The sequence below is a fragment of the Cryobacterium breve genome (assembly GCF_027594785.1).
GTDB lineage: Bacteria > Actinomycetota > Actinomycetes > Actinomycetales > Microbacteriaceae > Cryobacterium > Cryobacterium breve_A.
Window position 1 is genome coordinate 3,334,292 of record NZ_CP075584.1, and the last position, 26,431, is coordinate 3,360,722.

Annotated in this window: 20 protein-coding genes, 1 tRNA gene and 6 pseudogenes; 19 read left to right on the top strand and 8 right to left on the bottom strand. The window is 67.2% G+C overall.

Annotation, left to right across the window (positions count from 1 at the left end):
- Positions 1-7: 7 nt before the first annotated feature.
- Complete coding sequence (locus KIV56_RS16240) at positions 8-331, bottom strand: DUF1905 domain-containing protein (protein WP_281534248.1); 324 nt, start codon at positions 329-331, stop codon at positions 8-10.
- Positions 332-840: 509 nt separating this feature from the next.
- Positions 841-2,244, bottom strand: coding sequence for an NADP-dependent phosphogluconate dehydrogenase (gene gndA, locus KIV56_RS16245; protein WP_432432645.1), 1,404 nt, complete (start codon positions 2,242-2,244; stop codon positions 841-843).
- A 360-nt stretch (positions 2,245-2,604) separates the two neighbouring features.
- Between gndA and KIV56_RS16250 the strand changes: the two genes are divergently transcribed.
- The 12 genes and pseudogenes from KIV56_RS16250 (at position 2,605) to KIV56_RS16300 (ending at position 15,199) form a co-directional block, all read left to right on the top strand.
- Positions 2,605-3,234 carry a 50S ribosomal protein L25/general stress protein Ctc gene (locus KIV56_RS16250; RefSeq protein ID WP_281534250.1) on the top strand — a complete coding sequence of 210 codons (630 nt, stop codon included), beginning with the start codon at positions 2,605-2,607 and terminating at the stop codon, positions 3,232-3,234.
- A gap of 49 nt (positions 3,235-3,283) precedes the next feature.
- A complete protein-coding gene (gene pth / locus KIV56_RS16255; RefSeq protein WP_281536195.1) occupies positions 3,284-3,865 on the top strand; it encodes an aminoacyl-tRNA hydrolase in 582 nt (193 codons plus the stop codon).
- 46 nt (positions 3,866-3,911) lie between these two features.
- Positions 3,912-7,607: pseudogene (gene mfd / locus KIV56_RS16260) on the top strand (transcription-repair coupling factor).
- On the top strand, positions 7,604-8,371 hold the full coding sequence (locus KIV56_RS16265; RefSeq protein WP_281534251.1) for a MazG family protein: 768 nt from the start codon (positions 7,604-7,606) through the stop codon (positions 8,369-8,371). The pseudogene mfd and the gene KIV56_RS16265 overlap by 4 nt, the downstream one beginning before the upstream one ends.
- 78 nt (positions 8,372-8,449) lie before the next feature.
- Positions 8,450-9,016: pseudogene (locus KIV56_RS20615) on the top strand (ATP phosphoribosyltransferase regulatory subunit); the annotation flags it as partial.
- A gap of 157 nt (positions 9,017-9,173) precedes the next feature.
- Positions 9,174-9,698 carry an ATP phosphoribosyltransferase regulatory subunit gene (locus KIV56_RS20620; protein ID WP_432432646.1) on the top strand — a complete coding sequence of 175 codons (525 nt, stop codon included), beginning with the start codon at positions 9,174-9,176 and terminating at the stop codon, positions 9,696-9,698.
- Between the two features lie 124 nt (positions 9,699-9,822).
- On the top strand, positions 9,823-11,103 hold the full coding sequence (gene eno / locus KIV56_RS16275) for a phosphopyruvate hydratase (RefSeq protein WP_134535820.1): 1,281 nt from the start codon (positions 9,823-9,825) through the stop codon (positions 11,101-11,103).
- Between the two features lie 101 nt (positions 11,104-11,204).
- Entirely contained in the window at positions 11,205-11,678 is a 474-nt protein-coding gene (locus KIV56_RS16280; protein WP_281534252.1) for an FtsB family cell division protein, read from the top strand.
- A complete protein-coding gene (locus KIV56_RS16285; RefSeq protein WP_281534253.1) occupies positions 11,675-12,196 on the top strand; it encodes a DUF501 domain-containing protein in 522 nt (173 codons plus the stop codon). The genes KIV56_RS16280 and KIV56_RS16285 overlap by 4 nt, the downstream gene beginning before the upstream one ends.
- 42 nt (positions 12,197-12,238) lie before the next feature.
- A complete protein-coding gene (locus tag KIV56_RS16290; RefSeq protein ID WP_281534254.1) occupies positions 12,239-13,477 on the top strand; it encodes a S8 family serine peptidase in 1,239 nt (412 codons plus the stop codon).
- A gap of 37 nt (positions 13,478-13,514) precedes the next feature.
- Entirely contained in the window at positions 13,515-15,041 is a 1,527-nt protein-coding gene (locus KIV56_RS16295) for an NAD(P)/FAD-dependent oxidoreductase (protein ID WP_281534255.1), read from the top strand.
- Positions 15,042-15,123: 82 nt separating this feature from the next.
- A tRNA-Leu gene (locus tag KIV56_RS16300) sits at positions 15,124-15,199 on the top strand.
- A gap of 63 nt (positions 15,200-15,262) precedes the next feature.
- On the opposite strand, the gene KIV56_RS16305 is transcribed toward KIV56_RS16300, so the two are convergent.
- Complete coding sequence (locus tag KIV56_RS16305) at positions 15,263-15,538, bottom strand: YciI family protein (protein WP_281534256.1); 276 nt, start codon at positions 15,536-15,538, stop codon at positions 15,263-15,265.
- Between the two features lie 647 nt (positions 15,539-16,185).
- Between KIV56_RS16305 and KIV56_RS16310 the strand changes: the two genes are divergently transcribed.
- Complete coding sequence (locus KIV56_RS16310; protein ID WP_281534257.1) at positions 16,186-16,602, top strand: hypothetical protein; 417 nt, start codon at positions 16,186-16,188, stop codon at positions 16,600-16,602.
- 5 nt (positions 16,603-16,607) lie between these two features.
- Here the strand turns inward: KIV56_RS16310 and KIV56_RS19965 are convergent, their stop codons facing one another.
- The 5 genes and pseudogenes from KIV56_RS19965 to KIV56_RS16320 form a co-directional block, all read right to left on the bottom strand.
- Entirely contained in the window at positions 16,608-17,147 is a 540-nt protein-coding gene (locus KIV56_RS19965) for a hypothetical protein (RefSeq protein WP_348648407.1), read from the bottom strand.
- On the bottom strand, positions 17,144-18,637 hold the full coding sequence (locus KIV56_RS19970; protein WP_348648408.1) for a hypothetical protein: 1,494 nt from the start codon (positions 18,635-18,637) through the stop codon (positions 17,144-17,146). The genes KIV56_RS19965 and KIV56_RS19970 overlap by 4 nt, the downstream gene beginning before the upstream one ends.
- Positions 18,638-18,961 (bottom strand): annotated as a pseudogene (locus tag KIV56_RS20625) (glycosyl hydrolase 2 galactose-binding domain-containing protein); the annotation flags it as partial.
- Positions 18,846-19,160 (bottom strand): annotated as a pseudogene (locus KIV56_RS20630) (glycosyl hydrolase 2 galactose-binding domain-containing protein); the annotation flags it as partial. The pseudogenes KIV56_RS20625 and KIV56_RS20630, both read right to left, overlap by 116 nt.
- 64 nt (positions 19,161-19,224) lie before the next feature.
- Positions 19,225-20,169, bottom strand: a complete 945-nt coding sequence (locus KIV56_RS16320; RefSeq protein WP_281534258.1) for an LLM class F420-dependent oxidoreductase — start codon at positions 20,167-20,169, stop codon at positions 19,225-19,227.
- A 146-nt stretch (positions 20,170-20,315) separates the two neighbouring features.
- On the opposite strand from KIV56_RS16320, the gene KIV56_RS16325 reads away from it, so the two are divergent.
- The 6 genes and pseudogenes from KIV56_RS16325 to KIV56_RS16350 all read left to right on the top strand — a co-directional run bounded on the left by KIV56_RS16325 (position 20,316) and on the right by KIV56_RS16350 (position 26,371).
- Positions 20,316-20,750: a VOC family protein gene (locus KIV56_RS16325; protein WP_281534259.1), complete on the top strand. Its 435-nt coding sequence runs from the start codon at positions 20,316-20,318 to the stop codon at positions 20,748-20,750.
- Between the two features lie 5 nt (positions 20,751-20,755).
- Positions 20,756-21,398, top strand: a pseudogene (locus KIV56_RS16330) (winged helix-turn-helix transcriptional regulator).
- Positions 21,399-21,480: 82 nt separating this feature from the next.
- Positions 21,481-21,837 carry a VOC family protein gene (locus tag KIV56_RS16335; RefSeq protein ID WP_281534260.1) on the top strand — a complete coding sequence of 119 codons (357 nt, stop codon included), beginning with the start codon at positions 21,481-21,483 and terminating at the stop codon, positions 21,835-21,837.
- Between the two features lie 57 nt (positions 21,838-21,894).
- Positions 21,895-22,782: a PRD domain-containing protein gene (locus KIV56_RS16340; RefSeq protein ID WP_281534261.1), complete on the top strand. Its 888-nt coding sequence runs from the start codon at positions 21,895-21,897 to the stop codon at positions 22,780-22,782.
- A gap of 186 nt (positions 22,783-22,968) precedes the next feature.
- On the top strand, positions 22,969-24,843 hold the full coding sequence (locus KIV56_RS16345; RefSeq protein WP_281534262.1) for a beta-glucoside-specific PTS transporter subunit IIABC: 1,875 nt from the start codon (positions 22,969-22,971) through the stop codon (positions 24,841-24,843).
- Between the two features lie 98 nt (positions 24,844-24,941).
- Positions 24,942-26,371 (top strand): annotated as a pseudogene (locus tag KIV56_RS16350) (glycoside hydrolase family 1 protein).
- Positions 26,372-26,431 lie beyond the last annotated feature (60 nt).

The window sequence follows — 26,431 nt, forward strand, 5'->3', positions numbered from 1 at the left end:
GTGAGCGCTACAGCACCAGGGCGATCTCGACCCGCGCCGTGCTCCCGATCTCGAGGCCCTCGGCCACGCGGATGCTCTTCTTCACCGGAAGCAGGAACTGGCCGCTCGCGCTCGAATAGAACAAGGATGTCGGCCAGCGCGAGTCGTCGATCCGCGCCAGTACCCTGACCGAGCCGAAGGCGTTGCGCTGCCCGGCTGTGAGCTTGCGGATGACCTCGGACTCGTCGACCGGCACGGACACGAAGATCCAGGCGCCCTTGCCCTCGTACTCCCACAGCGCTGCCGTGAAGGTGAAGCGCGGGCCCGTTGGCCCCGAGGTTCGGGTGGCCACGGATGCCTACGCCGGCACGACCGGAGGGCCGAACCCCGGCGCGCGGGGATCAGGCCGAGCGCGATCACCCAGGTCTCCCGCTCGTGCACGTCGATCGCGTAACACTGCCACCCGAACCCGCCGGGGCCGGCCAGGTCGAAGCGCGCCGTGGAGCCCTCCGCAAGCGGATAGTAGTGGGCGACCGCGACGGAGCACGCGCTCGCGGCGGTGACGGATGCGATCTGGAGCGACGTGAGGATCCCCGGCACGATCAGTGCCACGAGCCCGAGCAGCACCGCGAGGCGCATGACGAGCAGCATCCGCCTGCTGCGCAGCGGACGTGCAGCATCGTGCGGCTCATACCCGGCGAGCTCCGGGTGCTCGTGCTGCTCGCTGCCGTCGTCGTCGTTCATCGTGGGCTCCAGTATCGCAAATTGCGCGCCCATTCTCCGCGAGAGCGTAAAAGTGCCCCTTCCCGCAGCGGGAAGGGGCACTTTTACGCTCTCGCGGCAGAGAGGCGGATGCTGTGACTAGTGCGTCGAGGCCTCTGTCGCGATTTCGGTGCGGTCGCCCGACCACAGGGTGTGGAACACGCCGGGCTTGTCGACGCGCTTGTAGGTGTGCGCTCCGAAGAAGTCGCGCTGGCCCTGCACGAGGGCGGCGGGCAGGCGTTCCGCGGCGAGCGAGTCGAAGTAGCTGAGCGCCGAGGCGAATCCGGGAACCGGGATTCCGGAGAGCGCAGCCGTCGAGACGACGCGGCGCCAGGCCGACTCGCCGGCGGCGACGGCCGCGGCGAAGAACGGGTCGACGAGCAGGGTCGGGATCGACGGGTCGTTCGCGTAGGCATCCACGATGCGGTTCAGGAACTGGGCGCGGATGATGCAGCCGCCGCGCCAGATCGTGGCGACGGCGCCCTTGTCGATGCTCCAGTTGTACTTGGCGGCACCGGCGATGATCTCGTCGAAGCCCTGCGCGTATGCGACAACCTTCGACGCGTAGAGCGCCTGGCGCACGTCGTCGACGAAGGTGTGGCCGACCACGGCGATCTCGGGGCGGGCGCTGATCGAGGCGCGCACCGGTCCACGCTGCTCGGGGTGGCTCGACACCGCGCGGGCGAACACGGCCTCCGCGATCCCGGCGACGGGCACGCCGAGGTCGAGCGCGTTCTGCACGGTCCAGACGCCGGTTCCCTTGGAGCCGGCCTCGTCGAGGACGATGTCGATGAACGGCAGTCCGGTCTCGGCGTCGACCTGGCGGAGCACCTCCGCGGTGATCTCGATGAGGTAGCTCTCGAGGTCGCCCTTGTTCCACTCGGTGAACACGTCGGCGATGGCCGCGGGGGAGTGGCCGGTCACGTGGCGGAGCAGGTCGTAGGCCTCGGCGATGAGCTGCATGTCGGCGTATTCGATGCCGTTGTGCACCATCTTGACGAAGTGGCCCGCGCCGTCCGTGCCGATGTGGGTGACGCACGGCACGCCGTCGACGACAGCGGCGATCGACTCGAGGATCGGGCCGAGGGTCTCGTAGGCGAGCGCGGAGCCGCCGGGCATGATGCTCGGGCCCTTGAGAGCGCCCTCTTCGCCGCCGGAGATGCCGGCGCCGACGAAGTTGATGCCGGTCGCGCTGATCGCCTTTTCGCGGCGGATGGTGTCGTGGAAGTCCGCGTTGCCGCCGTCGACGATGATGTCGCCCGGCTCGAACAGCTCGGCGAGCTGGCTGATGACCGCGTCCGTGCCCTTGCCGGCCTGAACCATGATGATGGCGGTGCGCGGGCGGCTCAGCGACGCGACGAAGTCTTCGATGGTCTCCGAGGCGACGAAGCCGGCCTCGGGGTGTTCCGTCATCAGGGTCTCGGTGCGCACGTACGAGCGGTTGTAGACCGCGACGGTGTTCCCCTCCCGGCTGGCGAGGTTGCGGGCGAGGTTCGAGCCCATCACCGCCAGTCCGACGACGCCAATATTTGCCTGTGCTGCACCGGTTACGGTCACGTTCGCTCCTTCAAAATGGTTGGTCTAGAACCACGTTCAAGGTTAGTCGGTCGGGCTGGACGCCTGCCCGACGGGGGCGGGCGGATGCTGGTGCGCGGTTCCCGCACACTCCGCTAGGCTTAGCAGTTGAACTTCGGCGAGGGCTGCCAGGCGTGTCACTCGCGCTCGGCATCCGTTATCGACGCGGCGAAATGCTTCACGGCCTTTCCTCACGCGACACGCGTTCGAGTTGAACCAGTACCCATACGCGCGGCCATCGGCTGCGCAACTGATCTGGGCCGTAGAGGCCTGACAAGGAGACACATCATGGCTGAGGCCAAGGACAAAAAGGTCATCGACAACAAGATCGATGCAGACCTGCGCACCAAGTTCGGCAAGGGTGCGGCCCGCAAGCTGCGCGTGCTCGGCAAGATCCCGGCCGTCATCTACGGCCACGGCACCGACCCGGTGCACGTTGCACTTCCGTCCCACCAGATCGGCCTGATCCTGCGTCGCGCGAACGCGGTGCTCGAGCTCGAGGTCAACGGCGAGACCCACCTGACCCTCGTCAAGGACGTCCAGAAGGACCCGGTCCGCCAGATCATCGAACACCTCGACCTCATCGTCATCCGCAAGGGTGAAAAGGTCCAGGTTGACGTCGCCGTGCACCTGACCGGTGAGATCGTCGCCGGAAACGTCATCGACCTCGACATCAAGAGCCTGCTGCTCGAGGTCGAAGCGACCAACATCCCGCAGAACATCGTCGTCAACGTCGATGGCCTCGACGAGGGCGCCCAGATCAAGGCCGGCGAGATCGTCCTTCCCGACGGTGCCGTGCTCATCTCCGACGCCGACGCCGTCGTCATCAGCGTGCACCTGCCCGAGGCCGAGGAAGAGGAAGAGGCCGTCGCCGACGCCGACGCCGAGGCCGTTGTCGAGGAAGCCCCCGCCGAGTAGTATCCGCGTCACGCTTTCTGCCTGATCTCGTCGAACAAGGAGGATTTCCCTGGACGAGAATCTCTGGCTCGTAGTCGGGCTCGGCAACCCCGGGCCCGACTACGCCGGAAACCGCCACAACGTCGGCCACATGGTGACCGCCGTGCTCGCCGACCGACTGTCGGCGAATTTCAAGACCCACAAGACCAACGCGACGGTCGCCTCCGGGCGCAGTTTCCCCGGCGGTCCCGGGCTCGTGCTCGCGACCCCGAACACGTACATGAACGTGTCCGGCGGTCCCGTCTCCGCCCTGCTGCGGTTCTACAAACTCGAACCGGAGCGCCTGATCGTCGTGCACGACGAGCTCGACCTGCCGTTCGACACGCTCAAAATCAAGGTCGGCGGCGGCCACGGCGGTCATAACGGGCTCCGCGACATCATCGCGGCCGTCGGCACCAAGGAATTCGTCCGCATCCGCCTCGGTCTGGGTCGCCCGCCCGGCCGCCAGGCGCCGGCCGACTTCGTGCTGCACGATTTTTCGAAGGTCGAGCGCGAGACCCTGCCGAACCTGCTCGAAGACGCAGCGGATGCGATCCAGCTGATCGCCGCTGAGGGCGTCACCGCCGCCCAGCAGAAGTTCCACGCGCCCTGATCATCCCGGAAAGGCGATGGTCGGCGGTGCTGCGTAGAATTACCGGGTGACCCTCCACGGCGTAATTGCCACACTTTCGCGCGCCTCCACGTTCGACCGAGCCCTCGCGTGCGCGGGCCGCGACGCCGACTTCTCGCTCACGGAAGGCCTCAGGGCGCCCGTGCTCGCAGCGCTCCTCGAGCAACGTGCCCGTCTCGGCAAGGCCCCGGCCCTGCTGGTCATCACCGCCACCGGGCGCGAGTCCGAGTACCTGCACGACAACCTCGACTGCTTCACGGAAGACGCCGAGATCATCGGCTTCCCTGCCTGGGAGACCCTCCCGCACGAACGCCTGAGCCCGAGCGCCGAGATCGTCGGCAAGCGGCTCTTCGCGCTGCGGCGGATGCGGGAGTGGGAAGAGGCCGACCCGTCCGTTCGCCGACCGCTGATCGTGATCGCATCCGTGCGCGCGGCCCTGCAGCCCGTAGCGGACAACCTCACCGACTTCGCGCCGATCGTGCTCACCGCCGGCGCCCGCGGCCACGACCTGAGCGCGATCGCCGTGCAGCTCGTCGAACTTGCGTACACCCGCGTCGATATGGTCACCCGCCGCGGCGAGTTCGCCGTGCGCGGCGGCATCCTCGACGTGTTCCCGTCCGTTGCCCCGCACCCGTCCCGGGTCGAGTTCTTCGGCGACGAGGTCGAGCAGATCCGCGCCTTCTCCGTCGCCGACCAGCGCTCTCTGCCCGAACCGGTCGCCTCGGTGAGCCTGCCGCCGAGCCGCGAACTGCTGCTGAGCCCCGCCGTGCGACAGCGCGCCCGCGAGATGCAGCATGAGTTCCCGAGCCTCGCCGGCCTCCTCGCCAAGATCGCCGAGGGCATCCCGGTCGAGGGCATGGAAAGCCTCGCGCCCGCCCTCGTCGACCGGCTCGTGCCGATCACGCACTACCTCCCCGCTGAGGCCGCCGTCGCCGTGGTCTCGCCCGAACGCGTCGCCAGCCGCGCGATCAGCCTCGCCGAGACCAACCGGGAGTTCCTCGGCGCCGCCTGGAGCGCCGCGACCGCGGGTGCAGACGCGCCGATCGACCTCGAATCCGGCGACTTCCTCACCCTCGGCCGGCTACGCGAATCGGTCACGCACACCGCCCCCGGCGCTCCGGCCTCCGCCCACGTCTGGTGGACCTTCAGGCTCCTTCCAGGCCGCCCCGACGGATGCCCCAGTGCTGCCCGAGCACCGAGAAATCGACGAGCTCCTCACCATCCGGGTCGAGGGCGAGGCGGTCCCGAGCTTCCAGGGCAGCGTCGAGGGCGCCATCGGCCACCTCAGCGGCCGGCTCAAGGACGGCTGGACGGTCGGCGTGCTCGCTCAGGGCGCGGGGCTCGTCGAACGCGCCGCCGCCGTGCTCGCCGAGCACGAACTCCCCGCCCGGATCGTGACCGAATGGCCGTCGGAACCGGAACCCGGCATCGCCTACCTGCTGAAAGCATCCGTCGACCACGGTTTCGAACTCGCCGAGACGAAACTGAGCCTCGTCAGCGAGTCCGAGTTCTACGGCCGCACGGTCGGCTACGACGCTCGCCAGGTGAAGAAGCTCGCGAGCCGGCGCAAGAACGTCGTCGACCCGCTGCAGGCTCAAGGCCGGCGACCACGTCGTGCACCAGACCCACGGCATCGGCCGGTTCGTCGAACTGACCCAGCGCGAGGTGTCGAGCGGAGGCCGCAACCCGGTCAAGACCAAGCGCGAGTACCTCGTGCTCGAGTACGCGCCGTCCAAGCGCGGGCACCCCGGCGACAAGCTCTTCGTGCCCACCGACCAGCTCGACCTCGTCAGCAGGTACATCGGCGGCGAGGCTCCCGCGCTCAGCAAGATGGGCGGCAGCGACTGGTCGAGCGCGAAGTCGAAGGCCCGGCACGCGGTGCGGGACATCGCCGTCGAGCTCGTCAAGCTCTACTCGGCACGGATGGCGAGCAAGGGCCACGCCTTCGGGCCGGACACCCCCTGGCAGCGCGAGCTCGAGGAGGCATTCCCATTCGCGGAGACCCCCGACCAGCTCACCACCATCGACGAGGTCAAGGCCGACATGGAACGGCCCATCCCGATGGACCGGCTGCTTTCCGGCGACGTCGGCTTCGGCAAGACCGAGGTCGCCGTGCGTGCCGCCTTCAAAGCGATCCAGGACGGCAAGCAGGTCGCGATCCTGGTGCCGACGACCCTCCTCGTTCGCCAGCACATGGAGACCTTCCAGGAGCGTTTCGCCGGTTTCCCCGTGCACATCCGTGCCCTGAGCCGCTTCCAGACCGAAAAGGAATCGCGGGAGACCGTCGCCGGCATCCTCGACGGCACCGTCGACCTCGTGATCGGCACCCACCGGCTCCTGACCGGGTCGATCATCTTCAAGGACCTCGGGCTCGTCATCATCGACGAGGAGCAGCGGTTCGGCGTCGAGCACAAGGACGCCCTCAAGAAGCTCAAGACCAACGTCGACATCCTCGCGATGAGCGCGACGCCGATCCCGCGCACGCTCGAAATGGCGGTCACGGGCATCCGCGAGATGTCGACCCTCGCCACTCCGCCCGAGGACCGGCACCCGATCCTCACGTTCGTGGGGCCCTACTCCGACCGTCAGGTCGCCGCTGCGATCCGGCGCGAGCTGCTTCGCGAGGGCCAGATCTTCGTCGTGCACAACCGGGTGTCGAGCATCAACCGGATCGCCGCGCATATCGCCGAACTCGTGCCGGAGGCACGCATCGCCGTCGCGCACGGGCAGCTGCCCGAGGCGCAGGCTCGAACAGGTCGTCGTCGACTTCTGGGAGCGCAAATTCGACGTGCTCGTCTCCACGACGATCATCGAGACCGGCCTCGACATCGCCAACGCGAACACCATCATCATCGACAGGGCCGACAAGTTCGGGCTGAGCCAGCTGCATCAGCTGCGCGGCCGCGTCGGTCGTGGGCGCGAACGTGCCTACGCGTACTTCCTCTACGACGAGAACAAGCCGCTCACCGAGATCGCCCATGACCGGCTCTCCACGATCGCGGCGAACAACGAGCTCGGCGCGGGCATGCAGGTCGCCCTGAAAGACCTCGAGATCCGCGGAGCGGGCAACCTGCTCGGCGGCGAACAGGCCGGGCACATCGCCGGTGTCGGCTTCGACCTCTACCTGCGGATGATCGGCGAGGCCGTGAGCGCCTTCCGCGGCGACGTTGCGGAAGGCCAGACCGAGCTTCGACTTGAGCTGCCCGTCGACGCGCACATCCCCGAGGACTACGTCGACAGCGAGCGCCTCCGCCTCGAGGCCTACCAGAAGCTCTCCGCGGCGAGCTCCCCGACCGCGGCCAGGGACCAGACCGACCTCGTGCTCGACGAACTCACCGACCGCTACGGTGAACCCCCGCAGCCGGTGCAGAACCTGATCCTGGTCTCCCGGCTGCGCTGGCTCTCCCAGCAGGCCGGCCTGAGCGAGGTCGTCGCGATGGGCTCCAACCTGCGGGTCGCCTCGGCCGACCTCGCCGACTCCATGCAGGTGCGCCTGAAGCGGATGTACCCCGGCTCGCGGTACACCATCGCAACCGGGGCGATCATGGTGCCGATGCCGCGGATCAACGACGAACCGCTCGGCGACGCGGCCCTGATCGCCTGGGCCGGCTCCCTGCTCGGGGCGATCTTCCCCCGCCCGGTCGAAGAGCCCGCCGCGCCGGGCGCCGCAGCCCAGGGCGCTCCGACGACCACGCAGAACCCCAACCCCAGGAGGAAGTCGTGACCGACGCCAGCCCGATCGACACCCCGATCGACCCGCGGATCGACACCCCGATCGACGTCCTGATCCGCACGGTCGCCCGGCTGCGCGCCCCCGACGGCTGCCCGTGGGATGCGGAGCAGACCCACGCCTCGCTCGTGCCCTACCTGCTCGAGGAAAGCCACGAGCTGATCGAGGCGATCGAGGCCGGCGGCAGGGAGGAACTCCTCGAGGAACTCGGCGACGTGCTCTACCAGGTCCTCTTCCACGCCGACCTCGCCGCGCACACCGCAGGCGAGGACTTCGACCTGCAGGACGTCGCCGCGCGCCTGACCCGGAAACTCGAGGGCCGGCATCCGCACGTCTTCGGAGACCTCGACCTCGCGACGGCCGACGACGTCGCCGCGGCCTGGGACGGCTTCAAGGCCGCCGAGAAGCCCGGCCGCACGAGCGTGCTCGACGGCATCCCACAGGGCATGCCGGCGCTCGCCCTCGCCGACAAGGTGCTCGGGCGTGCCCAGAAGATCGGGCTGCTCGACGCGGACGGCGCCGACTTCCCGCTTCCGCTCGAGAGTGAGGACGAGCTCGGCCCGCTGCTGCTCGCGATCGTCTCGGCGGCGAAGGCCCGCGGCCTCGACTCCGAACGCGCCTTGCGCACGGCCGTGCGCGGGCTCCAGGACGAGATCCGTGCCGCAGAGTTCGACAACGCAGACTTCGCGGGTGCTGCGGATGCCGTCACCGACTTCTCGGATGCCGGCATCATCGGCCTCCCCTCCGAGAACGACTGAACCAGCGACAGGCCGGGCCGCCCGGCCCGACCTGAGACAATGGGTTCCATGGCAACACAGGTGACCCCGCCGCGCGGCATGCGCGACTTCCTCCCCGCTGAGAAGGCCGGCCGCGAGCACGCGCTCGGCGTGATCCGGCGCAGTTTCGCCGCCCACGGCTTCGACGAGATCGAGACCCCGGTCATGGAGGACTCCGCCCGGCTGCACTCCGGCCTCGGCGGCGACAACGAGAAGCTCGGCTTCGCGGTGCTCAAGCGCGGCCTGGCCCCTGCCGATGCCCTCGCCGCCGCGGAGTCCGGCGACCTGCTCGGCCTTGCCGACCTCGGCCTCCGCTTCGACCTCACCGTGCCGCTCGCCCGGTTCTACGCAACGCACCGCGCCGCCCTGCCGACGGTGTTCCGGGCGATCCAGATCGCCCCGGTCTGGCGGGCCGAACGCCCGCAGAAGGGCAGGTACCGCCAGTTCGTGCAGTGCGACATCGACATCATCGGCGAGGCGGGCCCGCTCGCCGAGATCGAGCTCATCACCGCGACGATGGCCGCGCTCGATGCCCTGGGCCTCGCCGGCTGCTCGGTGCGCATCAACGACCGCCGCATCCTCACCGCCCTGCTCGCATACTGGCAGGTCCCATCGGATCTGTTCGAGCGGGCCCTGATCACGATCGACAAGCTCGACAAGATCGGCGTCGACGGCGTCGTCACCGAACTCGACGGCCTGGGCATCCCGACAGACGGCATCGCGGAGACCCTCCGCTCGATCGCCTCCGCCGGCTGGGACCTGCTCGGCTCGGCCAGCGAGCCCGATGCGTCCGCAGGCTCCAGCCTGGCTCGAACCGGTCGCCTACGCCGACCTGCTAGCCCTCCGCGACGCGCTCCCCGGGGCCGACCTGGTCTTCGATCCGACCCTCGTGCGCGGCATGGGCTACTACACCGGAACGATCTTCGAGATCGCGCACCCCGATCTCGGCTACTCACTCGGCGGCGGCGGGCGCTACGACGGCATGATCGGCCGGTTCCTCGGCGTCGACGTACCCGCGTGCGGCTTCTCGATCGGCTTCGAACGCATCGTCGACCTGCTCGGCGGCACCGGCGCATCCGCCGAGAACGCCGTCGTGCTCATCCACGAGAAGGACGCAGCGCCCGGCCGCCTCGTCGCCCTGAAGACCGCGCTCGTCGCGGAGGGTTTGCGCGTGCGGCTCGAACACCGCACCAAAAACCTCAAGGCCCTGCTCGGTCGTGCCGCCGAGGCGGGCTATGGGCGCTACGCCTTTGTCACCGATGAAACAGCGGATGCCGCCACGCTCGACTTCCGTCCGTTCGCGGGCTGATTCCCTCCCTCGGAGCCTCCGTCGCTAGACTGTTACCTGATTGGAACACAGTGTCGTCTTCCTGCATGTTCCCCCCAGACCAACACCCCACCCATTAGGAAATAACAGGAAACAGGAGATAGCTGTGGCTCTCATTGAGGCAGTAGTAGCGCGCGAGATTCTTGACTCCAGAGGCAACCCGACCGTCGAGGTCGAGGTATTGCTTGATGACGGCTCCGTCAGCCGTGCCGCCGTTCCGTCGGGCGCATCCACCGGTGCGTTCGAAGCTTATGAACTTCACGACGGCGACAAGTCGCGTTACCTCGGCAAGGGCGTCCTCAAGGCCGTCGACGCCGTTATCGACGAGCTCGGCCCGGCAGTCGAGGACCTCGACGCCACCGACCAGCGCATCGTCGACGCCGTCCTGATCGAAACCGATGGCACCGAGAACAAGCACCGCGTCGGCGCCAACGCCATCCTCGGCGTGAGCCTGGCCGTCGCCAAGGCCGCAGCCACCTCGGCCGGCCTGCCCCTGTTCCGCTACCTCGGTGGCCCGAACGCACACACCCTCCCGGTCCCGATGATGAACATCATCAACGGTGGCTCGCACGCCGACAACGACGTGGACATCCAGGAATTCATGGTTGTCCCGCTCGGCGCCGAGTCCTTCGCCGAAGGCCTCCGCTGGGGCACCGAGACGTACCACGCCCTGAAGGCCCTGCTCAAGTCGAAGGGCCTCTCCACCGGCCTCGGCGACGAGGGTGGATTCGCTCCGAACCTCCCGAGCAACCGTGCCGCGCTCGACCTCATCGTCGAAGCCATCACCAACGCCGGCTACACGCCCGGCAAGGACATCGGCCTGGCACTCGACTGCGCAGCATCCGAGTTCTACAAGGATGGCGTCTACCACTTCGAGGGCAAGGAACTCTCCGCCCAGGAGCTGTCCGCGTACTACGTCGACCTCGTCAAGTCCTACCCGCTCGTGTCGATCGAAGACCCGCTCGAGGAAGACGACTGGGATGGCTACGTGCACCTCACCGCCGAAATCGGCGGCCTCGTGCAGATCGTCGGAGACGACCTGTTCGTGACCAACCCGGAGCGTCTCGCCAAGGGCCTGGCCCTCGGCACGGCCAACTCCATCCTCGTCAAGGTCAACCAGATCGGTACCCTCACCGAGACGCTCGACGCCGTTGCCCTCGCGCAGCGCGCCGGCTACACGACCGTCATCTCGCACCGCTCCGGTGAGACCGAAGACACCTTCATCGCCGACCTCGCGGTCGCCGTCGATGCCGGCCAGATCAAGACCGGAGCGCCTGCCCGCTCCGAGCGCGTTGCCAAGTACAATCAGCTGCTGAGGATCGAAGAAGAGCTGGGCGAGGCCGCCGTGTACGCGGGCCGCTCTGCCTTCCCCCGTTTCAAGGCCTAGTTTCGACTGGAGCTCTCGAAGCGCGGGGTGAATCCCGCGCTTCTGAGAGCTCTGTTTTTTATCCGGTGAGAACCGGCGAGGATCCCGCGAGAGGAGTTGCCATGGCCGTCAAACGCACCGAACGGCAGCCCGTCGCGCTCGGCCTCGACGAGACCCCGATGAACGGCTGGCTTCGCGGCCTGCGCCTGTCCGGGTTCTCGCTCATGATGATGGGCATCCTCATCCTCGCGGTCGTCGTGCTTGCCCCCGGCCTCCGCACCTACGGTGAGCAGCAACAGGAGATCAGCAAGCTCACCGCAGACGTCAACGCTGAGCAGACCACCGTCGACCAGCTCAAGACCGAGCGGGAACGCTGGAACGACCGCACCTATGTCACGACCCAGGCCCGCGCCCGGCTGTCCTACGTGCTGCCGGGCGACGTCAGCTTCCTCGTGATCAACGACCTGCCCCTGCCGGCCGCCGCTGCCGCCGCGCCCGCCGCGACCACGGCCATTCAGAACACCGACATCGATTGGGTATCGTCCATGTTCGCTTCCGTCATGACCGCCGGCCTCGCCCCCCAGGCCACCCAGTGACCCGGCCGCCGTTCGCCCCCGTCACCGCCGACGACCTGAAGATCGTCAGCGCCCAGCTCGGCCGCCCGGCCCGCGACGCCGTGGGCATCGCGGCGCGCTGCGTGTGTGGAGCGCCCACCGTCGTTGCCACGGCTCCCCGGCTGAGCGACGGCACGCCGTTCCCCACGCTCTACTACCTGACCCACCCGGCCGCGACCGCGGCGCTCTCCTTCCTCGAGGCGACCCAGGTGATGAACGAGTTCAACCAGCTGCTCGCCGACGATGAGACCGTCCACGACCAGTACCGTCGTGCCCACGCCGGATTCCTCGCCGATCGCGCCACCCTCGGCGACGTGCCCGAAATCGCCGGCATCTCCTCCGGCGGCATGCCCGACCGGGTCAAGTGCCTGCACGCCCTCGCGGCGCACTCGCTCGCCGCGGGCCCCGGCATCAACCCGATCGGTGACCTCGCGCTCGCGCGGGCCGCCTGGACTCCAGCCGTCTGCGAGTGCCTGGACTATTCCGCGGCGGACGCGTGACCCGTTCCCTGCTGCAGCGGCGCGCTCGGCGCCGCGCTCGCGGTGGCGCTGACCGTTGTATTGGGAGGCGCCTCCGTCGTCGGCGATGCCGCCCCCGCGCACGCCGACCAGGTGCGCGACCTCGAATACTGGCTCACCGACTACGGTTTCACGCAGGCCTGGGCGACGACGAAGGGCGCCGGCGTGACGGTCGCCGTGATCGACACCGGGGTGAGCACGAGCGTCCCCGAACTCGCCGGAGCCGTCGTCGGCGGCACGGATGTCTCGGGCCTGGGCTCGAGCAACGGCCAGACCCCCGTGGGCGACGGCAGCGAACACGGCACCCTCGTCGCGTCCCTGATGGCCGGCCGCGGGTCCGCCGAGGGGACCGGAGTCATCGGCGTCGCGCCGGAGGCGTCCATTCTCGCCGTGTCGGTCGCGTTCGGGAGCAGCGGCGCAAAGCTCAGCAATGACGACCAGATCGCGGCAGGCATCCGCTGGGCCGTCGACCATGGCGCAGACGTGATCAACATGTCGCTGACCCGGAACACCCTTGACTGGCCGCCGAGCTGGGACGACGCGTTCCTGTATGCGTTCAACCACGACGTCGTCGTCGTCGCCGCGGCAGGCAACCGGGGGAGTGGCACGACGGAGGTCGGCGCCCCGGCCACGATCCCCGGCGTGCTCACCGTCGGGGGTGTCGACCGAAACAAGACCGCGAGCTTCGACGCCTCGTCCCAGGGCATCACGATCGCCGTCGCCGCCCCGAGCGAACAGCTCGTCGGCGTGGTGCCGAACGGCGGGTACGTGCAGTGGAGCGGCACCAGCGCCTCCGCCCCGATCGTCTCCGGCCTCGTCGCCCTCGTGCGGGCCGCCTACCCGAAGCTGAACGCCGCCGAGGTGATGAACCGGGTCATCGCGACCGCGAACCCCAATGGCCACGTCGTCCCGAGCCCCGTCTACGGCAATGGCCTGATCGACGCGGCCGCCGCGGTCACCGCATCCGTGCCGCCGTCGACCTCTCCGACGCCGGCGGCCCTGCTGCAGGACTGGATCCACCTGCACCGGCGCATCGACACGGTTCCGACGACTGCGCCGACGGCCACACCCGTCGCCCGAGCCGTGCCGAGCAGCGACCCGCCGCTGCCGACCGACACCGCCGCAAGCCCCTGGCTGCCGACCGAGCTCACGCTCACCTATATCAGCGTTCCGCTTCTGGTTCTGTTGGGGTTTGCTATCCTAGTAACGCTGTTCGGCATCGGTGCTCTTCGGCGGCTCAAGCGAAATCGATCGAATCGGTAAGTTTTCGCATATTCCATCTTGTAGGAGGACCCTTATCGTGCCAAAAATTCTCATTGTCGGTGGCGGCTACGCGGGCTTCTACACCGCTTGGAAGCTTGAGAAGTGGCTGCGAAAAGGCGAGGCCGAGGTCACCATGGTCGACCCCCTCCCGTACATGACCTACCAGCCGTTCCTCCCCGAGGTTGCGGCCGGCTCGATCGAAGCCCGCCACGCGGTGGTGGCGCACCGTCGTCACCTCTCGAAGACGAACGTCGTCACCGCGAAGGTCACCCACATCGACCACGCGTCGAAGACCGCGACGATCACCCCGCCGGTCGGCGAGCCGTATGAGTTCAGCTACGACATCGTCGTCGTCACCGCCGGTGCCGTCTCGCGCACCTTCCCGATCCCCGGGGTCGCCGACCAGGCACTCGGACTCAAGACCATCGAGGAAGCCGTCGCCATCCGCGACACCGTGCTCACCAACTTCGACAAGGCCTCGCTGCTTCCCGCCGGACCCGAGCGCGACCGCCTGCTCACCTTCGTCGTCATCGGCGGCGGCTTCGCCGGCATCGAGGTCTTCGCCGAGCTGCGCTCCTTCGCGACCTCGCTGCTCAAGTCCTACCCGCAGATCGGATTCGACGACATCCAGTTCCACCTCGTCGAGGCCATGGGCCGGATCATGCCCGAGGTGTCCGTGCCGACGAGCCTCTGGGTCATCGACAACCTCGACAAGCGCGGTGCGAAGATCCACCTCAACACCCAGCTGACGAGCGCCGTCGACGGCGTCGTCGAGCTCTCCACCGGTGAGAAGTTCGAGACCGACCTGATCGTCTGGACCGCCGGCGTGATGGCGAACCCCGGCATCGTGCGCCACACCGACCTCCCCATCGAGGAACGTGGCCGCCTCCAGGTGCGCCCCGACCTCCGCGTCGGCACCGCCGACGAGATCATCGAAGACGCCTGGGGCGCCGGCGACATCACCGCGATCCCCGACCTCAGCGGCGGGGGAGTGGGCGGCTTCTGCGTGCCCAACGCCCAGCACGCGGTGCGCCAGGGCAAGCTCATGGCCAAGAACATCGTCGCCGTCCTCCGCGGCGAGGGTCCCAAGGACTACATCCACAAGAACCTCGGCGCCGTCGCCGGTCTCGGTGTCGGACAGGGCGTCTTCCAGTCCGGCAAGCTGGCCATCAAGGGCCCGCTGGCCTGGATCGCGCACCGCGGCTACCACGGCCTCGCCATGCCGAGCTGGGAGCGCAAGCTGCGCGTCGTCTGGGGCTGGGTGAACAACTTCTTCCTCGGTCGGGACATCGTGTCGCTCGCCGCCGTCGAGTCCCCGCGCGCCGTGTTCGTCGAGTTCGCGTCCCGCCCGAAGCCTGCCGCGGGTGCCGCAGCACCGGCGAAGGCCGCACCCGCCGCGGTCACGCCTCCGGCACCGGTCACCGTATCGGCCGCCGCCGCCGCCCCTGCGGCCAAGGTCACGGCGCCGCGCGCGCCCCGCAAGACGCCGGTCAAGGCTCCCGCCGCCGCACCGGCGACGACGGCAGCGGATGCCGCGACCGAGACGGCCACGCCCGTCAAGTAAACCGCTGCTCCGGCAGCACCTACGCTTGAAACGTCGGAGTCTGTCCGGACTGAGTTCGCTCAGTCCGGATGTACTCGGACGCGCCCCCGTAGCCCAATGGCAGAGGCAGACGACTTAAAATCGTCACAGTCTGGGTTCGACCCCCAGCGGGGGCACCATCATTCGGCAGTGACCGGCGAATGAAGTTCCGGTGCTGGCGGTTCGGCAACAGATCCCGGTGGCTAGTTGCTGAAGATGAGTGGATCCCAATCCAGGATCGTGGGTTCGGCAACAAGTCCTTCGACGACAAAGGGATCGCCACGGATGAATCTCTCCGCCGCTTGTCGTGAGCGAAAGATCGCCATCGAACCTTCTTGTTCAGGATTGCCGAAGGTTCCGATCATGATGACGTCACCGTCCAGTGCAAATTCATTCAGGTAAGCCCGATGGCGCGGATAGACGGCTGCCACTTCATGGAATCTGCCTGGCGTGACGGAATAGAAACTGGCTGCAAACATGTCGGCTTTCCTCTCGGTGAATGTTGCGGCCCCGGCTTCGGACAGTGCAGCACCCGGAGCACCGGCGATTCGGGCGACCGCGACTGCCCCAGTTCGTCAGGCGGGCGGATGCTCGCAGTCAGTCGGCGGGACCGCCAGAAGCGGTGTCGTCATCGGTCGGCGCGGAAGCGTCACTCTGCGACCCGTCGGCGAGTGCTTCCGTCTTCTCAACCGTGTCTGGAGTGACGTCCGTGGAACCGTTGGGATTCTGCTGTGCATTCGTGTCGTCGCAATTCATGGCGCCAGTATATGCACGCGACACGCGGCACACGGAGTCGACTTAGGAACCTGTAGCCATGCGCGTTTTCGAAAGCGGCCGGTTGGAGCGCAGACGCTCAGACTGGGAAGAAACTGTGAGACGTGGCGGTGTGGAGTGCTGCGCGTGAGGAATCGGTCGCGGCATGCGTCGTAGCTAGTGTCTGTCCCTGCATATTCCGTCGGGGAAGACGAACCGTACCGAAAGGGAGTACACCATGGCTGGACGCAACACTTGGGTAAGAAGCCTGCATGACGTGGGGTTGGCCGTCTGGGCGGGCGGGGCATTGATGGGAGCTGTCGGGCTCAACGGGAGCGCCGCGACCTCGAATAACCCCAGGGAACGAGTGGCGTTGGCCAGTGAGGGGTGGAAGAGGTGGGCGCCCGTCCAGGTAGCCGCACTCATCGCGCACGGCGTCGGCGGGGCCGGCCTGATCCTGGGCAACAAGGCGCGCCTGGCCGGTCAGCCGGAGGGACGCGCGAACACCATCGTGAAGCTGGCGCTCACCGGCGCGGCCGCGGGAACAACCCTGTATTCAGGCATCCTGGGCAAGCAGATGAGCAAGCACGCGGGGGAAGCGACCGACGGAACCACCGAAGGTGGTCCCGGTGCGTCCGCAGAACTCGAATCCCTGCAGCGACGGCAGCGCGTTCTGCAGTGGGTGACGCCGGCCCTCACCGTGATCTTGATCGTGCTCGCTGCCCAGCAGGGCGAGCAGCAGCGCCCGATCGCCGGATGGCTGGCACGAGTCACCCCAAACGCCGGCTGAGCCGTTCATGGCCGCATGAGCTGGTTTGCGCTGCGCAGCACCGTCGGTGCCGTCAGGGTCGCACAGTCGAGCTCGACCTCGGAGCAGACGGTGAATGTCGCACTCTCCCCGGGGAGGAGCGTGATGAGCATGTCGTCGACCCGCGCTGACGGGTCCACCTTGTCCACCAGGACGGCAAGATCGCGGGTGAGTGTTGCGGCCGTCACCGTGAGCAGGTAGCCGTTCGGGACCCGTTCGAGTGACGAGGACAGGGACGGGGCACCGAGTCGGGTGTCGCGGGGCTCGGCGAAGAACCAGTGGCCACGCACCCCGGTGAGCTCGGCCCGGAGGAGTTCCGCTGCCGCATTCGTTGTCTCGGACACGGATGCGGGCAGCGGCACGGTCACCGTGGACCGCGCGGGCAGGGCGACCTGTTCCGCGTGCTCGGCCAGCACGATTCCCGCGTCTGTGAGGCGCCGGACGATGAGCTCGCCCGACCACGGTGAAGCCTCGTCGTTGACGACGACCGCGGCCAGCGTTCCCTCTGCGCGGGGTTGAATGGTCACCAGTCTGTCGGCGTACGCATGGCGGATCGCGTAGAGCAGCGGTTTGGGTCGCCCATAGCCGTCGACGGCAGCCCAGGAAGTGACCGGCCAGCAGTCGTTGAGCCTGCCAGACAATGCTGCCCATGCAGTGCGGCTGCAGCGACCGGGAAGTGTTCGATGGCGGTGCCGATGGCGTTGGCCTGGTTGAGCGACATCGCCCAGTGCCAGTCGTCGATATCGTCGGGCAACGGGTAGTGCGCAAGCAGACCGTCGGTGAGCTTCACGTTGCCCTCCATCGCCTTCTGGTGCACCAGCATGCCGGGGGACTCGGGAGTGAGCGGGGAGTCGCTGATCGACGCGCGCATCGTCGACCAGGTCGGCGGACCCTGCCAGCCGAATTCCGCGACGAATCGGGGCGTGTATTCACGGTATGCGGGGTAGTCGCGCTGGTTCCACAGGTCCCAGATGTGCATCGTGCCGTTGTCCCGATCGTTCGGCGTGAGTGTTCCGTCACGGCCGAGACCGTCGGTGCCGCCCGGGGTGAATGGGCTTCCCGGCGTGTAACCGATGTGCGGCGCCAGTTCGGCCACGATGCGCGGGAAGAGCTCGTAGTAATAGCCCGCGCCCCAGGTCTTGCCGTCCAGCCTCGTCTTCCAGTTCCACTCCTCGTGGCCCCAGAGGTTCTCGTTGTTGCCGTTGAGCACGATCAGCGACGGGTGCGACGCGAGCCTGGCCACGTTGTCGCGGGCCTCGGCTTCGATCTCGTCGAACAGGGGCGCCTCTTCGGCGTAGGCGGCGCAGGCCAGCAGGAAGTCCTGCCACGTGAGCATGCCGCGTTCGTCGCAGAGCTCGAAGAAATCATCGGCCTCAAAGATGCCGCCGCCCCAGACCCGGAGCAGGTTGATGTTGGCGAACTCGGCCTGCTCGATGCGGTCCCGGTACCGGTCCCGGTCGACCCGGTGCGGAAAGGAGTCGTCCGGGATCCAGTTCGCTCCGCGAACGAAGACCGGCTGCCCGTTGACGGCGATCGTGAACGGTGTCCCCGTGGCATCCGGCTCGGTGTCGAACGACACCGTGCGGAAGCCCACTCGCCGCTGTGCTGAATCGAGTTCGAGTGCTTCGGCGTCGTCCGCGCCCGGACCGTGCAGCGTCACGTCGACGTCATAGAGCCGCTGCTCGCCGTAGCCGCGCGGCCACCACAGGGACACCTCGGCAACGTGAAGCGTCACCACCGCGCTCGTCTGGCCCGCGCTCAGAGTGGCCGACCCGGCCACGCCTCCGACGGATGCCGTCACGATGAGATCTGCGTCGCTCGCCCGGGCGACCTCGACGTGCACGGCGACGGTGCCCGAGTGCCGGGCCGTCCCGTCTGCCCGAACAAGGGGGTCCACGATGGCGATCGGGCGCACGGACTCAAGCCGTGCCGTGGCCCAGCATTCAAGGGCGACCGGGCGCCAGATGCCCGATGTGCTCGTGTCGATGCCCCAGTCCCAGCCGAAGCTGCAGGCCATCTTTCGGATTGCGTTGTACGGGTGATGGTTGACGTGCGGGCGGTAGCCGAGGTCGAGGCTGGCGGCATCCGCCGACCGGATCGGAGAGGAGAACGTGACGGCAAGCGCGTTGAGGCCGGCGCGCAGATGGGTGCGCAGGTCGAATCGGTAACGACGGTGCATATTCCTGGTCACGCCGATCCGATGGCCGTTGAGCCTCAACCGTCGCGATCGTGTCGAGACCGTCGAAGACGATCTCGCTCTGGGTGCTGCTGTCCGGCTGCCAGACGAAGGTCGTCGAGTATCGCCAGTCGGTGAGTCCGATCCAACCGAGCAACTGCTCATTGCCGTCGAGGTACGGGTCGGGAATGAGGCCGGCGGCGAGCAGGTCGGTGTGCACCGACCCGGGAACGGTGGCCGGAATTGTGTGCTGGCGCACGGCCCTGGGCACGGGGCCGTCGAGTGCGGTGACGGTCCAGTCGGCGAGCTGGCGTCGAATCGGGTGGCTCGCGGGCGCGGCGGCCTGGATCGTGGTGTCAGTCATTATGTGGTGGCTCCCGAGGTGACGCCGTTGTTGATGATTCGCTGGAGCCTCATCAGCAGGCTGGTCAGCGTCGCGCTCGCACCAGCGGGGCGAGTGCCTCGCCGAGTGCCGTCACGACACCGGGCACGTGGCCGTTGAGCGGGGCGTTCACGATGACACCGTCAACACCCGCGTCGAGGATCTCGGTCTGCACACGTTCCGCCACCGTTTCGGCCGTACCCACGAAGGCTCGGCTACGTCGTTCCTCGGGCAGTGACTGCAGAATAGCGTCTGCCTCAGCCTGGGTCTCGACGATCACCGCGCTGGCGAGGTAGCTCGTCTTCAGCGTCGCCGGGTCCCGGTCGATCTCTTCGGCGCGCTGTTTCAGAACCCGCAGCTTGTGCGGCAGGTCTTCGATGGCGCAGATGATGTTCATATGGTCGGCGTATCGCGCCGCCAGGCGAAACGTCTTGCGTTCGCCCTGGCCACCCAGCATGATCGGGATGCTCTCGCGGAACCGGGGCACGTTCATCGCCCCGTGCGCCCGGTACCACTTACCGGTGACCTCGGGCCGTTCGTCGCGCAGCATGGGGTGGATGATCTGCAGCGCTTCGTCGAGTTTCTCGAAGCGCTCCGTGAAAGTGTCGAAATCGAAACCGAGCTGTTCGTGCTCAAGTTCGAACCAGCCGGCCCCGATGCCGAGGATTGCGCGACCGTGGCTGATCACATCGAGGGTGGTGACGGTTTTGGCGAGCAGGGTCGGGTTGCGGTACGTGTTGCCGGTCACGAGCGCGGAGAGCTGGATGGTGCTGGTCGACACCGCCAGGGCGGCCAGCGTCGAGTACGCCTCCATCATCGGCTGATCGGGCGTGCCGATGCCGGGCAGCTGATAGAAGTGGTCCATTACCAGGACCGTGTCGAATCCGCTGGCTTCCGCTTCGCGCGCCTGAGCCGCAACGGTATCGAACAACGACTCGACGCCGCCCGGATAGCTGAAATTAGGAATCTGATATCCGAGCGAGATCGTCATATCGCCTACGCTACGACACTCCTCACGGGCCGTGCAACGCAGACCTCGGACACGGCGCCGATAGGGCTCGACAGAGGGCTTGACAGGCTACTTGTTTTTTGCAAGTATGACGTCAATCCACCTGGAAACCTCTACAAGGAGACACGATGACCGCGATGTTCGTCAACCTGCCGGTGACCGACCTGGAGCGCTCGAAGGCGTTTTACACGGCGCTCGGATTCACCATCAACCCTGCCTTCTCTGACCACAACGCAGCCTGCGTCGTGGTCGAGGAAGACCACAGCTACTTCATGATTCTGGTCCGCGAGTACTTCCAGACCTTCACCGACCTTCCGATCGGAGATCCTGCCGTGAACCCCTCGGTATCGACCGCGATCTTCCTGGACAGTCGCGAGGCGGTAGACAAGGCCGTCACCGACGGCGTCGCTGCTGGAGGCTCTGAGCCCAAACCAGCCTCGGACTACGGCTTCATGTACCAGCGCCAGCTGAACGACCCCGACGGCAACTTCCTCGAGTTCGGCTGGATGGACCCGGTAGCAGCCGCCCAGGGCCCCGAAGCCTTCGCGAATCAGCAGGACTGAGGTCGATGGCCGCACGCGACTATGGTCAATACGGTGGCGTCACGCGAGGCCTGGAGCTTGTGGGAGAGCGCTGGGCCCTGCTCATCGTCCGCGACCTGCTCGTCGGGCCGCGCCGCTACGGCGAACTCGCCGGGGGACTTGCCCGGATCCCGAGCAATATCCTGGCCGCACGGCTGAAGGAGCCTGCAGGCGGCGGGCATCATTCGACGGGTGCCGCACTCGCGCGTCATCGTCTATGAGCTGACGCCGTACGGCCGCGAGCTCGAGCCCGTGGTGCTCGCACTCGGGGCCTGGGGCTTCAAATCCCTGGGCGATCCGCGGGAGGAGCAGGTCATCACCCCCGACGCGATGACGATGGACCTCCGGACCGCCTTTCAGCCGCAGGTCGCGGAGCAGCTCCCGGCTACCGCGTACGCAGCGCGGTTCGGTCGTGCCGAGCTTCTGATCCGAGTGGACGGCTCCACCCTCGATGTGACGCGCGGGGACGGGCCCGTCGACCTCGCCTTCGCCGCCGGTCCGGGCATCCGCCTGCTCATTTCCGGTGAGCTTGCTCCGGAGCGCGCGATCGAGACCGGGGTCGTCGAGGTGCTGCGGGGTCGCCGAGCCCTCCTCGGCCGCTTCGCGAGCACCTTTCACCTGGCCGCCTGACCCGAGCGCCGAACCGTTACGGCGGCATCCAGATCGCTCCGGGCCTGGACCCGGGGCGGACCTGCCGCGTAGTGTGTCCGGCATGTCGCTGTTCTGGGAAGAAGTCGTCGTCGATTGTCGCGACCCGAAAGTGCTCGGGCGATGGTGGCAGGAGGCACTCGGCTGGATCGTGGTCGGCGAAAGCGACGACGAGCTCGAACTCGCCGCAGCCGAGGGCGCTCACCCGACGCTGCTGTTCGGCGCGGTACCCGAGGGAAAGACGGTGAAGAACCGTCTCCACCTCGATTTCGTCCCCGACGACCAGGCCGCCGAGGTCGGGCGTCTGCTCGGCCTGGGGGCAACCCGTGCCGATGTGGGCCAGCGAGACGTACCCTGGGTGGTCCTGGCGGACCCGGAGGGCAATGAATTCTGCGTGCTCTCGGCCCGCCCTGTCGGTTAGCGCTCGTGTCCGTCGAGCACGGCGGACGTGAAAAGGCGAGCGCCCTAAACTAGCGATATGGCGAGGCAAGACGGGGCGGCACGCACACCGGACAAGGTGGTGCACAAGGTGCTCAACAACAACGTCGTCATCTCGATCGACGAGTCGGGCCAGGAACGCGTGCTGATGGGCCGCGGACTGGGCTTCCAGCTGCTTCCGACCGACACGATCGACCCCGCCAAGGTCGAAAAGACCTTCGTCCTCGATCAGGGCAGCGACTCCGAGCACGCCCGCCAGCTTCTTGCCTCGGTACCGTACCCGGTGATCGAAGCCGTCACGACGGCCGTCGACGAGGCCGAACGGACCCTGGGCCGAAGCCTCGGGCGCCGGTTGCCGCTCGCCGTCATCGACCACATCCAATTCGTGCTCGAACGGATGCAGAAAGGCATCCGGATCCCGACGACGTCCATGCCCGAATTGCGCGTCCTTCACCCGCAGGAGTTCGACGCCGCCACGGCGATGGCCCGCTCGGTCAGCGCGAGCCTGGACACCGCCCTCCCCGACGAGGAAGCGGTGTTCCTCACCATGCACCTCCTCAACGCGACGAGGGACGAACCCAATGGAACCGCGGCGCTGCTCTTCCGGCGGGTGCAGCACGTGGTGACGACGGTCGAGGGCGGCCTCGGCGTGCAGCTCGACGTGGCGAGCCCCGACTACGCGCGGTTCATCCTGCACATCCAGTTCCTCCTGCAGCGGCTCGTGGCGAAGTCGATGCTGCGGGGCTCGGACACGTCCTTCTTCGAATTCGCCAAACACAGCTATCCGCGCTCCTACGCCATCGCCGCTGACGTCAAGTCGTACGTGAGCGCCGCCACGGGCTCCGACCTCACGGATGAAGAACTCCTGTACGTGATCGTGCACGTCGAACGGCTCGCGAACCAGATGGCGGATGGCGCAGCGACCTGAGCGTGTGCTACGTTGAGGCTGCAGGGCGAAGACGCCCCGTGGAAGCATTTTCGGATTGTTACCGCTCAGCGGGCAAAACCTGAACTCGCATCGCCAGTATGGCGGTGAATGAGTTCAGGTCTTTTTTTGCCCAAAACACCGAATAGTCGCTTCCTGAGCAGGGAAGCCGCGATGTCGCGGCGGAAGGTGAATGAGAACGATGGACTACTCCAAGACTGCAAATGCGCGGTCCTCAAGGGTGTGGGCGGCGAAGAAAACGTCCAGTCGCTCGTGCATTGCGCGACGCGACTGAGATTCGTCATCAAGGACGACGCGAAGGTCGACAAGGTGGCGGTCAAGGCCACTCCCGGCGTCATCGCGACGGCAGAGGCCGGCGGTCAGTACCAGGTCGTCATCGGCAATGAGGTGCCCGAGGTCTTCGCCGAGATCACGAAGATCTCGAAGCTCGGCGGCACGTCTGCCTCCGACGGCCGGGCCGCCCAGGACGGCCCGAAGGGCAACCTCGTCAACCGCTTCATCGCGATGATCTCGGCGATCTTCACCCCGCTGGTCTGGGCTCTCGCGGGCACCGGACTCTTGAAGGCCTTCCTGGCCGCAGCGGTCACGTTCGCCTGGATCGACAACACGACGACGACGTACACGATCCTGAACGCCCTCTCCGATGCCTTCATCAACTTCCTCCCGCTAGCACTCGCGATCACCGCGGCGAAGTACTTCAACGCGAGCCAGTTCACCTCGCTCGCCATCGCCGGTTCTTTCGTGTATCCGTCGATCGTTGCGCTCAACGGCGTGCCGGGCATCACCTTCTTCGGTATCCCGGTCACGATGGTCAGCTACGTCTCGAGCGTCATCCCGATCATCGTCATCGTGTGGTTGCAGAGTCACGGAGAGCGCTTCCTCTATGCCGCACTGCCGGCCGCGATCCGCCGATTCGTGACACCCATGATCATCGTGATCATCCTGGTACCGCTCACCTTCCTGGTGATCGGTCCGCTCTCCAACCTGATCAGCACGGGACTTGCCGGCGGCATCGGCTGGGTCTTCACCGTCGTGCCGTGGCTCGGCGGCGCAATCATGGGCGGCCTGTGGCAGGTCTTCGTCATCTTCGGCCTGCACTGGGGCTTCGTCCCGCTGATGACCGCCGAACTGCAGAGCACCGGGTTGATCTACATCACTGCGCCGCTCTTCGCCGCCGTGCTGGCGCAGGCTGCCGCCGTCGCCGGGGTCTGGGTGCGCACCCGCAACTCCAACCTGAAGTCGCTCGCTGCCCCGGCCACCCTGTCGGGCTTCCTCGCCGGTATCACGGAGCCGGCCATCTACGGCGTGAACCTGCCGCTGAAGCGTCCGTTCGTCTTCGGTATCGTGGGCGGCGTCCTCGGCGGTGCCCTCATCTCGGCCGGCGGCGTCGCCGCGAACGCCTTCGTGTTGCCCTCGCTGCTGGCGCTGCCCGCCCTGTTCGGCACCGGAAACACGGTGATGCTGATTCTGGGCCTTCTCGTCGCCATCATCGTGCCGTTCGGCCTGACCGTGATCCTCGGATTCAAGGATCCGGTCAACGAGGTCGCCGCCGTGGTGGACGGCACCGACCTCGAGGTGCTGAGCCCGCTCGACGGCACCGCCGTTGCGCTGAGCGAGGTCCCCGACGCCGTCTTCGCCGGTGGCGACCTCGGCAAGGGTGTTGCGATCATTCCCCGCGTCGGCGCCCTCTACGCCCCGTTCGACGCTCTCGTGGTCGCCGCGTTCCCGACCGGACACGCCATCGGGCTGCAGCACGCGGATGGAGCGGACGTGTTGATCCACGTCGGCATCGACACGGTCAAGCTCGGCGGCAAGTACTTCTCCCTGAAGGTGGAGAAGGGCCAGCAGGTCAAGGCCGGCGATCTCTTGCTCGAGTTCGACATCAAAGCAATCACGACGGCGGGATACGACATCACGACGCCCGTCATCATCACCAACCCGAAGAAGTATCCGACCATCGGCTCACCCGCCGCGGGCCCGGTGGCGCACGGAGACCCCCTCTTCCTCGCGATCGCCGAGGAAGAACTGGCCACCGCGAAGTAATCGGGCGCGGTTTGTACGTCACGGTGGAGGAGCGGCTCGGCCGCTCCTCCACCGGTCATCTGCGTAATACGTAGTCAGTAGTGAAAAGGAGTACACGAATGACCGATTCCACACCCGTCACATTCCCGCAGGACTTTCTCTGGGGCGGCGCGACCCGCCGCGAACCAGATCGAGGGCGCATACAACGAGGGCGGCAAAGGCCTGTCCATACAGGACGTCATGCCACAGGGAATCACGATACCGCGCACAGCGGGCCCCACGGACGACAACCTCAAGCAGGTGGGTATCGACTTCTACCACCGCTACGCCGAAGACATCGCCCTGTTCGCCGAAATGGGATTCCGCACGTTCCGCTTCTCAATCGCCTGGAGCAGGATCTTCCCCCTCGGCGACGAGACGGAACCCAATGAGGAAGGGCTCGCGTTCTACGACCGTGTGATCGACGAGTGCGAGAAGCACGGCATCGAACCATTGGTGACCATCTCGCATTACGAGACCCCGTTGCACCTGACGGAGACCTACGACGGCTGGGTCAACCGTGACCTGATCGGATTCTACGAACGCTACGCCCGGGTGCTCTTCGCCCGCTACGGCGCCCGGGTGAAGTACTGGCTCACCTTCAACGAGATCAACTCCGTGCTGCACGCCCCGCTGTTGTCCGGCGGGATCAACACCCCGAAGGACCAGCTCACCCGGACCGACCTGTACCAGGCCGTGCACAACGAGCTGGTGGCGAGCGCGCTCGCCACCAAGGCCGCCCGCGAGCTCGCTCCGTCCGCCCGGGTCGGCTGCATGATCCTCGCGATGCCGGTCTACCCCCTGTCGCCCGATCCCGACGACGTGATGGCCTCGCTCACCACCGAACGCACGAACCTCGCCTTCGGCGACATCCATGTGCGCGGAGAATACCCGGGGTACTACCTGCGCAGCCTGCGCGACCAGGGCGTCGAACTCGTGATCACCGACGACGACCGGGCGCTGCTCAAGGAGAACACCGTCGACTTCGTCTCGTTCAGCTACTACGTGAGCGTGGCGGAGACCGCCGACAACTCAAAGCGGGTCACGGGCGAAGGGAACATCTTCCCCGGCGTCGCGAACCCGACCCTGAAGGCATCCGAGTGGGGCTGGCAGATCGACCCGGTCGGCCTGCGCATCGTGCTGAACCAGTTCTGGGACCGGTGGCAGAAGCCGCTGTTCATCGTCGAGAACGGACTCGGGGCCAAGGACGAGCTCGTCACGGTGGATGGCCGGAAGACCGTCATCGACGACTACCGTATCGAGTACTTCCAACGATCACCTCGTTCAGGTCGGCGAGGCCGTCGCCGACGGCGTCGACGTGATGGGGTACACCTCCTGGGGCTGCATCGACCTCGTCAGCGCCAGCACGGCACAGATGAGCAAGCGGTACGGGTTCATCTACGTCGACCGCAACGACGACGGCACGGGCACCCTCGACCGCCTCAAGAAGAAGTCGTTCGACTGGTACGCCGAGGTCATCCGATCCAACGGTGCAAGCCTCACCCGATAGCGTAGAAGCAAACGGGTTCGTCCCGTCGGCTGCCTCCTGGACGCACTGTCCCGGAGGCGG

What these genes read in the sequence shown, in the direction of transcription:
- KIV56_RS16320 (WP_281534258.1), bottom strand. Translation starts at nt 20,169, where the DNA reads ATGACGATCTCGCTCGGATATCAGATTCCTAATTTCAGCTATCCGGGC.
- KIV56_RS16250 (WP_281534250.1), top strand. Translation starts at nt 2,605, where the DNA reads ATGGCTGAGGCCAAGGACAAAAAGGTCATCGACAACAAGATCGATGCA.
- KIV56_RS16340 (WP_281534261.1), top strand. Translation starts at nt 21,895, where the DNA reads ATGGCGAGGCAAGACGGGGCGGCACGCACACCGGACAAGGTGGTGCAC.
- KIV56_RS16335 (WP_281534260.1), top strand. Translation starts at nt 21,481, where the DNA reads ATGTCGCTGTTCTGGGAAGAAGTCGTCGTCGATTGTCGCGACCCGAAA.
- KIV56_RS19970 (WP_348648408.1), bottom strand. Translation starts at nt 18,637, where the DNA reads ATGGCCTGCAGCTTCGGCTGGGACTGGGGCATCGACACGAGCACATCG.
- KIV56_RS16305 (WP_281534256.1), bottom strand. Translation starts at nt 15,538, where the DNA reads ATGTTTGCAGCCAGTTTCTATTCCGTCACGCCAGGCAGATTCCATGAA.
- KIV56_RS16280 (WP_281534252.1), top strand. Translation starts at nt 11,205, where the DNA reads ATGGCCGTCAAACGCACCGAACGGCAGCCCGTCGCGCTCGGCCTCGAC.
- gndA (WP_432432645.1), bottom strand. Translation starts at nt 2,244, where the DNA reads ATGGGCTCGAACCTCGCCCGCAACCTCGCCAGCCGGGAGGGGAACACC.
- KIV56_RS20620 (WP_432432646.1), top strand. Translation starts at nt 9,174, where the DNA reads ATGCGTCCGCAGGCTCCAGCCTGGCTCGAACCGGTCGCCTACGCCGAC.
- KIV56_RS16325 (WP_281534259.1), top strand. Translation starts at nt 20,316, where the DNA reads ATGACCGCGATGTTCGTCAACCTGCCGGTGACCGACCTGGAGCGCTCG.